Consider the following 11,697-nt stretch of genomic DNA (forward strand, 5'->3'; position numbering starts at 1 on the left):
CGAAACCTCGCTAGTTTCCCGCCATTATCAGGCCCGAAACACGGATTCCGATGTGACTTACACGACGATGAACGGGGCGGGCCTGACCTTCGCGGTCTTGGAGGCGTAGCCTTTATTCCCGCTGTCCATCACCTTGTGAAGCGGAAGAGGGCGGTTGCCGCCGTGTCGCCACAGTCCCCCAGTAACGCATCGAGCATCTCCACCGACGCAGACCAAGCGGGCAAGAACCCCGCTGCCGCGTTCGGTGCCAACGAGTGGCTCGTCGACGAGATCTATCAGCAGTACCTCCAGGACCCGAACTCAGTAGACCGCGCCTGGTGGGACTTCTTCGCCGATTACAAGCCGGGAGCCGCAGGCGCCTCGGCTCCGGCGGGTACCGCGGCCGCGGGGGCCGCGCAGACCACCCCCACGACTCAGACGCCGGCCGCGCCCGCGGCCCCGGCCGCTTCCGCCCCGGCCGTTCCGGCCCCGGCTCCGGCGGCCCCGAAGCCCGCCGCCGCGCCCGCTCCCGCCGCCCCGGCGGCTCCGGCCCCCAAGGCCGCTGCCCCGGCCCCGGCCAAGCCCGCCGCCGCGAAGCCGAAGGCCGCTCCGGCCGCCGCGCCCGCGGAGGGTCCCGAGCTGATCACGCTGCGCGGCCCGGCCGCCGCGGTCGCGAAGAACATGAACGCCTCGCTGGAGCTGCCGACCGCCACCTCGGTCCGCGCGGTGCCGGTGAAGCTGCTCTTCGACAACCGCATCGTCATCAACAACCACCTGAAGCGCGCCCGGGGCGGGAAGATCTCCTTCACCCACCTCATCGGCTTCGCGATGGTGCAGGCCATCAAGGCCATGCCGTCGATGAACTGGTCGTTCGGCGAGAAGGACGGCAAGCCGACCCTGGTCAAGCCGCCGCACGTCAACCTCGGTCTCGCCATCGACCTGGTCAAGCCGAACGGCGACCGCCAGCTGGTCGTCGCGGCGATCAAGAAGGCCGAGACGCTGAACTTCTTCGAGTTCTGGCAGGCCTACGAGGACATCGTCCGCCGCGCCCGCGACGGCAAGCTGACGATGGACGACTTCACCGGCGTCACGGTCTCCCTGACCAACCCCGGCGGCCTCGGCACCGTCCACTCCGTGCCGCGTCTGATGCCCGGCCAGTCGGTGATCATGGGCGTCGGCTCCATGGACTACCCGGCGGAGTTCCAGGGCACCTCCCAGGACACCCTGAACAAGCTCGGCATCTCGAAGGTCATGACGCTCACGTCGACCTACGACCACCGGGTCATCCAGGGCGCCGCCTCCGGCGAGTTCCTCCGCCAGGTCGCCAACCTGCTGCTCGGCGAGAACGGCTTCTACGACGACATCTTCGAGGCGCTGCGCATCCCCTACGAGCCGGTCCGCTGGCTCAAGGACATCGACGCGTCCCACGACGACGACGTCACCAAGGCCGCCCGCGTCTTCGAGCTGATCCACTCCTACCGGGTCCGCGGCCACGTCATGGCCGACACCGACCCGCTGGAGTACCAGCAGCGCAAGCACCCCGACCTGGACATCACCGAGCACGGGCTCACCCTGTGGGACCTGGAGCGCGAGTTCGCCGTCGGCGGCTTCGCCGGCAAGTCGATGATGAAGCTGCGCGACATCCTCGGCGTGCTCCGCGACTCGTACTGCCGCACCACCGGCATCGAGTTCATGCACATCCAGGACCCCAAGCAGCGCAAGTGGATCCAGGACCGCGTGGAGCGCCCGCACGCCAAGCCGGAGCGCGAGGAGCAGCTGCGCATCCTGCGCCGCCTGAACGCGGCGGAGGCCTTCGAGACCTTCCTGCAGACGAAGTACGTCGGCCAGAAGCGGTTCTCCCTGGAGGGCGGCGAGTCCGTCATCCCGCTGCTGGACGCGGTGCTGGACTCGGCCGCCGAGTCCCGCCTGGACGAGGTCGTCATCGGCATGGCCCACCGCGGCCGCCTGAACGTCCTCGCCAACATCGTCGGCAAGTCGTACGCCCAGATCTTCCGCGAGTTCGAGGGCAACCTCGACCCGAAGTCGATGCACGGCTCCGGCGACGTGAAGTACCACCTGGGCGCCGAGGGCACCTTCACCGGCCTCGACGGCGAGCAGATCAAGGTCTCCCTGGTCGCGAACCCCTCCCACCTGGAGGCCGTCGACCCGGTACTGGAGGGCGTCGCCCGCGCCAAGCAGGACATCATCAACAAGGGCGGCACGGACTTCACCGTCCTGCCGGTGGCGATCCACGGCGACGCGGCCTTCGCGGGCCAGGGCGTGGTGGCCGAGACCCTGAACATGTCGCAGCTGCGCGGCTACCGCACCGGCGGCACGGTCCACATCGTCATCAACAACCAGGTCGGCTTCACCGCGGCCCCCGAGTCCTCGCGTTCCTCCATGTACGCGACGGACGTGGCCCGCATGATCGAGGCCCCGATCTTCCACGTGAACGGCGACGACCCCGAGGCCGTCGTCCGCGTGGCGCGACTCGCCTTCGAGTTCCGCCAGGCGTTCAACAAGGACGTGGTGATCGACCTCATCTGCTACCGCCGCCGCGGTCACAACGAGTCGGACAACCCGGCCTTCACCCAGCCGCTGATGTACGACCTGATCGACAAGAAGCGCTCGGTGCGCAAGCTGTACACCGAGTCCCTGATCGGTCGCGGCGACATCACCCTGGAAGAGGCCGAGCAGGCGCTCCAGGACTACCAGGGCCAGCTGGAGAAGGTCTTCACCGAGGTCCGCGAGGCCACCTCGCAGCCGGCCTCGGTCGAGACCCCGGACCCGCAGGCCGAGTTCCCGGTCGCCGTCGGCACCGCGGTCACCACCGAGGTCGTCAAGCGGATCGCCGAGTCCCAGGTCAACATCCCCGACCACATCACCGTCCACCCGCGTCTGCTGCCGCAGCTGCAGCGCCGGGCGACGATGGTCGAGGACGGCACCATCGACTGGGGCATGGGCGAGACCCTCGCCATCGGCTCCCTCCTGCTGGAGGGCGTCCCGGTCCGGCTCGCCGGCCAGGACTCGCAGCGCGGTACGTTCGGCCAGCGTCACGCGGTCATCATCGACCGCGAGACGGGCGAGGAGTACACGCCGCTGCAGTACCTCGCCGAGGAGCAGGCGCGCCTCAACGTCTACAACTCCCTCCTGTCCGAGTACGCGGCCATGGGCTTCGAGTACGGCTACTCGCTGGCCCGCCCGGACGCGCTCGTGATGTGGGAGGCGCAGTTCGGCGACTTCGTCAACGGCGCCCAGACGGTCGTGGACGAGTTCATCTCGTCGGCGGAGCAGAAGTGGGCCCAGACCTCCGGTGTGGTCCTGCTCCTCCCGCACGGCTACGAGGGCCAGGGCCCGGACCACTCGTCCGCCCGCCCGGAGCGCTTCCTCCAGCTGTGCGCGCAGAACAACATGACGGTCGCCATGCCGACCTCGCCGTCGAACTACTTCCACCTCCTGCGGTGGCAGGTGCACAACCCGCACCACAAGCCGCTGGTCGTCTTCACGCCGAAGTCGATGCTGCGCCTCAAGGCCGCCGCGTCGAAGGCGGAGGAGTTCACCACGGGCCAGTTCCGCCCGGTCATCGGCGACGCCTCGGTCGACCCGGCCGCGGTGAAGAAGGTCGTCTTCTGCGCCGGCAAGGTCTACTACGACCTCGAGGCCGAGCGGGTCAAGCGCGGCGTGACGGACACCGCGATCATCCGCATCGAGCGCCTGTACCCGCTGCCGGGTGCCGAGCTCCAGGCGGAGATCAAGAAGTACCCGAACGCCGAGAAGTACCTGTGGGCGCAGGAGGAGCCGGCGAACCAGGGCGCCTGGCCGTTCATCGCGCTCAACCTGATCGACCACCTGGACCTGGCGGTCGGCGCGGACGTCCCGCACGGCGAGCGCCTGCGCCGCATCTCGCGTCCGCACTCCTCGTCCCCGGCCGTGGGTTCCGCGAAGCGGCACCAGGCGGAGCAGGAGCAGCTGGTGCGTGAGGTGTTCGAGGCGTAACCGCTTCAGCGAGGCGTGACCGCCTCGGCACCGCGTGCGTGACCGGGCCGCATCCCCGATTCGGGGGTGCGGCCCGGTCGTATCAGGGCACTTATCCTTGACCCCATGTACTTCACGGACCGTGGCATCGAGGAACTGGAGAAGCGGCGCGGCGAGGAGGAGGTCACCTTCGAGTGGCTCGCCGAGCAGTTGCGGACGTTCGTCGATCTGAATCCCGACTTCGAGGTGCCGGTGGAACGGCTGGCGACGTGGCTGGCGCGGCTGGACGACGAGGACGACGAGTAGATCGTCGGTGTGACATGCGAGAAGGGGCGCCCCGGGGCGCCCCTTCTCGCATGTCCGGGTCCCCGTAAGAGTGTCTTGACTTTCCGTAGCCGCGATATATCGTGAATCGAGTAAGACGCGATATGGCGTGTCGTGCGCCCGGGGTGGCGTCGAGGAGGTCTGCACATGTCCGACTGGTCCGTCGCGGAGCCGGGGAAGCTCACCTTCGACGAGCCCGTGAGCGAGCTCCAGGTCCGCATCGTCAATGGAACGGTGAACGTGGTCGGGACGGACGAGGGTTCCGCCCGTCTGGAAGTCTCCGAGATCGACGGCCCGCCCCTGGTGGTGACCCAGCGGGACGGCACGCTGACCGTGGCCTACCAGGACCTGCCCTGGAAGGGCTTCATGACGTGGCTCGACCCCAAGGGCTGGCGGCGCAGCGCCGTGGTCTCCCTGGCCGTTCCGGCCGGGACACGCGTCGAGGTGGGCGCGGTCACCGCCACCGCCGTGGTCTCCGGCGTCGACGGACAGGTCGAGGTGAAGGGCGTCTCCGGGGACACGGCCCTGGTCGGGCTCGCGGGGCAGGTCCGCGCGGACACCGTCTCGGGCCACCTGGAGGCCCAGGCCCTCACCGGCGATCTGCGCTTCAACTCCGTCTCCGGGGACCTGACCGTCGTCGAGACGGGGTCCTCCGTACGGGCCGACTCGGTCAGCGGCTCGATGATCGTCGACCTCGACCCGGCGAGCCGCCCCACCGACATCAGCCTCACCAGCGTCTCCGGCGAGATCGCCATCCGCCTGCCGCAGCCGGCGGACGCGCGGGTGGAGGCCAACACGGCCAGCGGGGCCATCTCCAACGCCTTCGAGGACCTGAGGGTCACGGGCCGGTGGGGCGCCAAGCGCATCACCGGCCGCCTCGGCGCGGGCAACAGCCGCCTGAAAGCGACCACCGTCTCCGGCTCCATCGCCCTGCTGCGCAGGCCACCCGGGGAGACGGAGCGCTGGGACGCGCCGGAGCGGGATGCCCGGCCCGAGAGCGGGGCCGGGGGCGGCCCGGGAGACAATGCCGCTTCCGGCCTGGGCGAGGACCCGCCCTCGACCAGCGCGCCGACCAGCGCCCCGGCCGACGGCACGACCGACAAGAAGGTGCTCTGACATGCCCCCCGTCTTCGCCCATGGCCGCCTCCGCCTCTATCTGCTGAAGCTGCTCGACGAGGCCCCGCGCCACGGCTACGAGGTGATCCGCCTCCTGGAGGAACGCTTCCAGGGGCTGTACGCGCCGTCGGCGGGCACGGTGTACCCGCGCCTGGCCAAGCTGGAGAGCGAGGGCCTGGTCACCCACACCACCGAGGGCGGCCGCAAGGTGTACGCCATCACCGACGCGGGCCGCGCCGAGCTGGCCGAGCGCAGCGGTGAACTGGCCGACCTGGAGATGGAGATCCGGGAGTCGGTCGCCGAGCTCGCGGCGGAGATCCGGGCCGACGTGCGGGGCGCGGCCGGTGATCTGCGGCGCGAGATGCGGGCCGCCGCGGCCGGCCAGGCCCAGCGGGGCGCCGGGACCGCCGAGGGCGGTCCCGGAGACTTCGGCGAGGCCGTCGACAAGGAGGCCTGGCGCGCGGCCAAGGAGGAGATGCGGCGCGTCAAGCAGGAGTGGAAGGAGCAGGCCCGGCGGGCGAAGGACGAGAGCCGCAGGGCCCGCGAGGAGGCCCAGCGCGCGCGGCGCCAGGCGAAGGAGGCGCAGGAGCGGGCGCGGGCGCAGGCCCAGGAGGAGATGCAGCGCATCGCGCAGCGGGTCCAGGACCGGGTGCAGGACCACTTCTCGCGGGGCGACTGGCCGACGGGGCTGCGGGAGGGGCTGACGGAACTGGCCAAGGAGTTCGGCGAGTTCGGGAAGGACTTCGGCAAGGAGTTCGGCAAGGACCTGGGCTTCGGCCGGGCCAACGGGACGAAGGCGGGTCCGGAACGGGAGCACCCCGGGGCTCCGGAACGGGACTACCCCGCGCCCCCGGAGCGGGAGCACTCCCCGGCCCGGGAGCGGGCGCACTCCCCGCAGCCGGAGTACTCCCCGACACCGGAGGAGTTCCCGGCCGACTACGAGCCGTCCTGGGCCCACGAGCCCCCCACCGGTGACCCCGCCCGCGACCTGGACCGTCTCCTGGACCGCTTCCGCGACGACATCCGCGACACGGCCCGCGACCACGGCGTCAGCCCGGAGCAACTCCGCGACGCCCGCCGCCACTTGTCCACCGCGGCGGCACACATCGGGGCGCTGCTGCGGGCTCCCGAAGCACCCAGGACACCCAAGGCGCCCAAGGCACCCAACGCCTAGGGGGTGTCTCGTCGATCAGGCCGGATCAGGGAGCGGCGTCTGGTGCCGTGCATCGCAAGGCGGAGGAGGGAGTCGATGCGATGGGGGTCCCTCCCTGCTCGAGCGGAGCCGAGAGCTTGGGGGAATCGGGGACCGACGACAACGCGGCGAGGCGCGGTGCCAGACGCCGCGAGCCCGGCATGATCGGCGAGACACCCCCTAGGGGGCGGCTGGGCGGCTGTCACCCCGCCTTCGCCTCTCCCCCGCCGTCCAGCACCCGGGTCACCGATTCATAGGTGACGCCATGGCCGGCCAGCACGTCCGCAGCGACGCCCGGGCGGGCGGTCAGGGCGAGCAGGAGGTGCTGGTCGCCGATGGAGCGGTCACGGCGGGCAAGGGCGACGCGGAGGGACTTCTCCAGTACGTCCTTCGCGTCCCGGCCGAAGGCGGGGCGGCCTCCGCCCCACCACGCCTTGTCCTTCGGTGACCCGGACATCGCGCCGACGCCGTGCGCCTCCTCCACCCGGGCCACGATCTCCGCCACGTCGATCCCCAGCCCGGCGAGCGCCTCGGTCTCGGCCTGGGACAGCCCGGCCCGGCGCCGGGCCTCGGCCAGCGCCCGGGCCACCGACTCCCGGCGGTCCGCCGCTCCCAGCACCGTCAGCACGAAGGATCCCCGGCTCGCCTCCCGGTCGAGCAGCGCGAGCAGCAGATGCCCGGCGTCGACGGTCCCCGCCCGCTCACGCTCGGCGTGGACGAAGGCTCCCTTCACCACCTCGCGGGCGCCCTTGGTGAACCGCTCGAACATCGTTCATCGCCTCCCGTACTTCTTGTGCACGGCCTGCTTGCTCACTCCGAGTTCCGCGGCGATCTCCTGCCACGACCAGCCCTGGTTGCGCGCGTTGCGCACCTGCACGGCCTCCAACTGCTCCAGCAGCCGGCGCAGGGCGGCGACGGCCCGCAGTCCGATCCGCGGATCGCGGTCGCCCGCGCGCTCGGCCAGATCCGTTGCTTCGGTCATGGTGTCAACGTAGGTTGACGCGAAGCGCCCGTCAACCCCAGTTGACGAGACCGCCGCGAAAACGGCCGGCCCGGGAACGGGACCGGCCGTCACTCGCGGGCCATCCGCCCGCGCCGTACTCAGGAGTTGGTCAGCACGATCTTGCCGAACTGATCGCCCGCCGCCAGCCGCTCGAACCCCTCGCGGGCCCGGTCCATCGGCAGCACCTCGTCGATCACCGGCCGCACACCCGTGGCCGCGCAGAACGCCAGCAGGTCCTCCAGCTCGTCCTTGGTGCCCATGGTCGAGCCGACCACCTTCAGCTCCAGGAAGAAGATCCGCGTCAGCTCGGCGTGCGACGGCCGGTCGCCGCTGGTGGCACCGGAGATGACCAGCGTGCCGCCGGGACGCAGCGACTTCACCGAGTGCGACCAGGTCGCGGCGCCCACCGTCTCGATCACCGCGTCCACCCGCTGCGGCAGTCGCGCCCCCGACTCCAGCGCCTCCACCGCGCCGAGTTCCAGCGCCCGCTTCCGCTTGGCCTCGTCCCGGCTGGTCGCGAAGACCCGCAGCCCGGCCGCCTTGCCGAGCACGATGGCGGCCGTGGCGACCCCACCGCCGGCGCCCTGCACCAGCACCGAGTCACCGGGACGCACCCCGGCGTTGGTGAACAGCATCCGGTACGCCGTCAGCCAGGCGGTCGGCAGGCAGGCGGCCTCCTCGAAGGACAGTTCCTTCGGCTTGGGCAGGATGTTCCAGGTCGGCACGGCGACCTGCTCGGCGAACGTGCCCTGGTAGCGCTCGGTGAGGATGGAGCGCGGCTCCTTCGGGCCGACGCCGTGGCCGGTCTGGCCGATGACGGAGTGCAGGACGACCTCGTTGCCGTCCTCGTCGACGCCGGCGGCGTCACAGCCGAGGATCATCGGCAGCCGGTCCTCGGGGAGGCCGACCCCGCGCAGGGACCAGAGGTCGTGGTGGTTGAGGGAGGCGGCCTTGACGTTGACGACACTCCAGCCGGGACGGGCCTCGGGGGCGGGTCGCTCCCCCAACTCCAGGCCGGTGAGCGGCTGGTCGCGGTCGATTCGGGCGGCGTAGACAGCGAACATGGGGGCGACGATAGGCGGCGGGCCCGGCCGACGGAACAACACCGCGCTGTGAGACACGCCCTCTTGCGCGTCGGACGCACCTGCGCAGAGCCGCACGGCAACCCCCGCCCGCCCAGCACGGCAACCGCACCCACACCCGCACCCGCACCCGCACCCGCACCCGCACCCGCACCCGCACCCGCACGCACTCGAACAGTCGAACGTCAGGGCAGCAAAATGGCCCCGCCCGTTCGGGCGGGGCCATTCGGCTCAACGCGGCTCGCTCAGCGGGCCGTGTTCATCTCGGCGTCACCGCCGGGCCACACCCTCCGCCCGAGCCGCCGCGGCCACCGCCGCCGTCACGGCCGGGGCGACCCGCTCGTCGAACGGCGAGGGGATGACGTAGTCGGGGGCGAGGTCGTCCCCGACGACCGCGGCCAGCGCCTCGGCCGCCGCGATCTTCATGCCCTCGGTGATCCGGGAGGCCCGCACCTGGAGCGCGCCGGCGAAGATGCCGGGGAACGCCAGCACGTTGTTGATCTGGTTCGGGAAGTCCGACCGGCCGGTGGCCACGACCGCCGCGTACTTGTGCGCGACGTCCGGGTGCACCTCGGGGTTCGGGTTCGCCATGGCGAACACGAAGGCACCCTCGGCCATGGAGGCGACCGCCTCCTCCGGGACCGTACCGCCGGAGACGCCGATGAAGACGTCGGCGCCGGCCAGGGCCTGCTCCAGCGACCCGCTCGGCCCGGCCTTGTTGGTGATCTCGGCCAGCTCGCGCTTGACGTCCGTCAGGTCCGCGCGGTCGCGGGAGACGACGCCCTTGCGGTCGGTCACGGAGACGTCCCCGATGCCCGCCTCGATCAGCATCTTGGCGATCGCGACGCCGGCCGCACCGGCGCCCGAGATGACCGCGCGCAGGTCGCCGAGCTCGCGCCCGGAGAGCTTCGCCGCGTTGCGCAGCGCCGCGAGGGTCACGACCGCCGTGCCGTGCTGGTCGTCGTGGAAGATCGGGATGTCGAGCCGCTCCTGGAGCCGGCGCTCGATCTCGAAACACCGGGGGGCCGAGATGTCCTCCAGGTTCACACCGCCGAAGGAGGGCGCGAGCCGCACCACGGTCTCGACGATCTCGTCGACGTCGGTGCAGGCCAGAGCGATCGGCACCGCGTCGACGCCGCCGAACTGCTTGAAGAGGATGGCCTTGCCTTCCATGACCGGAAGGGAGGCCTCGGGTCCGATGTCGCCGAGCCCGAGCACGGCCGTACCGTCCGTCACGACGGCCACGACCGACGACTTCCAGGTGTAGTCGTGGACGAGCTCGGGCTGCTCGGCGATCGCGGTGCACACTTTCGCGACGCCGGGCGTGTAAGCCAGGGACAGGTCGTCCTTGTCGCGGACCGGCACGGTGGCCTGCACAGCCATCTTGCCGCCGCGGTGCAGCGCGAAAGCCGGATCGAAGGAGTCGAGGGGCTCCGCACCGCCCTCCTGGTCCGTATGGGTCTCGCTGCGAGGATTGACGATCTCCGCTGCCACTTCGTTTTACCCCTTAAGTGTTCATGGTTTGAGGGTTGTCCACTCCTGGTGAGGAATGGGCGGGCACCGCGCATGACCCATTCGTGATGCCGTACGGGCACATACGCGACGGGCGCGCCGCACACGCGCCCTGCCCCGGATGAGGGGTGTAAAGAACCTTCTTACCGGACAGAGGGCGTCGCCGACGAGTCCATAACGCGAAGGTCACATGCCGGTGACATGACTCATAGCTGAATATGGGGACAAGGGCCCGGCAAACCCTTGACAAGCGCTCAAGCGCTGACAAATGCCAGGTATCGAGCATCCGCATCATGAGACGCACCGAAGATCTTCCGGCCGGAAGGAAGGATTCCCGCAGAAGGTGCGGCCGTGTTGTCCGGAGTGATGCGGTTCGGGGGTCGCCCGTTATCCGATTTTGACATGGCGAGCCGCCTGAATGGCTCAGTCCGAATGGCAAGATGCCGTAATCACACGAGGTCGCGACACCCGAAGGTGTGTGTTCTCGTCGACCCATCGGCAACTCCACCCATCCGCCGGAGGAACCCACCATGACCGCAAGCTCCACCCGTCGTCCGACCGCCGCGCGTTCCCGGCTAGCCGCGGTCGGTGCGATCGCGGTCGCTGGCGCCCTGATGCTCACCGGCTGCGGTGACCAGACGGAGAACGGCGGCGGCTCGGACAGCACGGACGCCGCTGCGAAGACCGTCGAGGCTCCGCTTGCCGACCGGCTGCCCAAGGAGATCCGCGACAAGGGAATCATCAAGGTCGGTTCGGACATCGCGTACGCGCCGGTCGAGTTCAAGGACGACTCCGGCAAGACGGTCGGTATCGACCCGGACATAGCCGCCGCCATGGGCAAGCAGCTCGGCGTCGAGTTCCAGTTCGAGAACGGCACCTTCGACACCCTGATCACCGGTCTGCGCTCGGGCCGCTACGACATCGCCATGTCCGCGATGACCGACACCAAGGACCGCCAGGAGGGCATCGACTCCGAGAGCGGCAAGAAGGTCGGCGAGGGCGTCGACTTCGTCGACTACTTCACGGCCGGTGTCTCGATCTACACCAAGAAGGGCGACGACCAGGGCATCGAGACCTGGGCCGACCTGTGCGGCAAGAAGCTCGTGGTGCAGCGCGGCACGGTGTCCGAGGACCTGGCCAAGGCCGAGGCCAAGAAGTGCCCGAAGAACAAGAAGCTCTCCATCGAGGCCTTCGACAACGACCAGCAGGCCCAGACCCGCCTGCGCGGCGGCGGCGCCGACGCCGGCTCCTCCGACTTCCCGGTCGCCGCGTACGCCGTGACGACGTCCGGTGGCGGCAAGGACTTCCAGCTGGTCGGCGAGCAGGTCGAGGCCGCGCCGTACGGCATCGCGGTCGCCAAGAACGACACGCAGCTGCGTGACGCCCTCCAGGCGGCGCTGGACGCGATCATCGCGAACGGTGAGTACGAGAAGATCCTCAAGGAATGGGGCGTCGAGGACGGCGCCGTCAAGGAAGCCGTCGTCAACGGCGGCAAGTGACCGCGCGGCCACCGC

General features: G+C 70.4%; 9 protein-coding genes. 5 read left to right on the forward strand and 4 right to left on the reverse strand.

Going from position 1 to position 11,697, the window contains the following annotated elements:
• Window positions 1-162 precede the first annotated feature (162 nt).
• The 4 genes from ACSU6L_RS12375 to ACSU6L_RS12390 all read left to right on the forward strand — a co-directional run bounded on the left by ACSU6L_RS12375 (window position 163) and on the right by ACSU6L_RS12390 (window position 6,568).
• Window positions 163-3,975, forward strand: coding sequence for a multifunctional oxoglutarate decarboxylase/oxoglutarate dehydrogenase thiamine pyrophosphate-binding subunit/dihydrolipoyllysine-residue succinyltransferase subunit (locus tag ACSU6L_RS12375; protein WP_437056329.1), 3,813 nt, complete (start codon window positions 163-165; stop codon window positions 3,973-3,975).
• A 105-nt stretch (window positions 3,976-4,080) separates the two neighbouring features.
• Complete coding sequence (locus ACSU6L_RS12380) at window positions 4,081-4,260, forward strand: DUF6104 family protein (protein WP_003992906.1); 180 nt, start codon at window positions 4,081-4,083, stop codon at window positions 4,258-4,260.
• A 165-nt stretch (window positions 4,261-4,425) separates the two neighbouring features.
• Window positions 4,426-5,394: a DUF4097 family beta strand repeat-containing protein gene (locus ACSU6L_RS12385; RefSeq protein WP_437056331.1), complete on the forward strand. Its 969-nt coding sequence runs from the start codon at window positions 4,426-4,428 to the stop codon at window positions 5,392-5,394.
• Window position 5,395: 1 nt separating this feature from the next.
• Window positions 5,396-6,568: a helix-turn-helix transcriptional regulator gene (locus ACSU6L_RS12390; RefSeq protein ID WP_437056333.1), complete on the forward strand. Its 1,173-nt coding sequence runs from the start codon at window positions 5,396-5,398 to the stop codon at window positions 6,566-6,568.
• A gap of 220 nt (window positions 6,569-6,788) precedes the next feature.
• On the opposite strand, the gene ACSU6L_RS12395 is transcribed toward ACSU6L_RS12390, so the two are convergent.
• The 4 genes from ACSU6L_RS12395 to ACSU6L_RS12410 form a co-directional block, all read right to left on the reverse strand.
• Window positions 6,789-7,355 carry a Clp protease N-terminal domain-containing protein gene (locus ACSU6L_RS12395; protein ID WP_437056335.1) on the reverse strand — a complete coding sequence of 189 codons (567 nt, stop codon included), beginning with the start codon at window positions 7,353-7,355 and terminating at the stop codon, window positions 6,789-6,791.
• Window positions 7,356-7,358: 3 nt separating this feature from the next.
• On the reverse strand, window positions 7,359-7,568 hold the full coding sequence (locus ACSU6L_RS12400; RefSeq protein WP_437056337.1) for a helix-turn-helix domain-containing protein: 210 nt from the start codon (window positions 7,566-7,568) through the stop codon (window positions 7,359-7,361).
• 119 nt (window positions 7,569-7,687) lie between these two features.
• Entirely contained in the window at window positions 7,688-8,653 is a 966-nt protein-coding gene (locus tag ACSU6L_RS12405; RefSeq protein WP_073940871.1) for a zinc-binding dehydrogenase, read from the reverse strand.
• A gap of 288 nt (window positions 8,654-8,941) precedes the next feature.
• Complete coding sequence (locus tag ACSU6L_RS12410) at window positions 8,942-10,165, reverse strand: NAD(P)-dependent malic enzyme (RefSeq protein WP_437056339.1); 1,224 nt, start codon at window positions 10,163-10,165, stop codon at window positions 8,942-8,944.
• 548 nt (window positions 10,166-10,713) lie between these two features.
• Here ACSU6L_RS12410 and ACSU6L_RS12415 point away from each other — a divergent pair.
• A complete protein-coding gene (locus ACSU6L_RS12415) occupies window positions 10,714-11,682 on the forward strand; it encodes an ABC transporter substrate-binding protein (RefSeq protein ID WP_437056341.1) in 969 nt (322 codons plus the stop codon).
• The last annotated feature ends 15 nt before the right edge of the window (window positions 11,683-11,697 follow it).

This window comes from Streptomyces sp. enrichment culture (assembly GCF_964272855.1).
Lineage (GTDB): Bacteria > Actinomycetota > Actinomycetes > Streptomycetales > Streptomycetaceae > Streptomyces.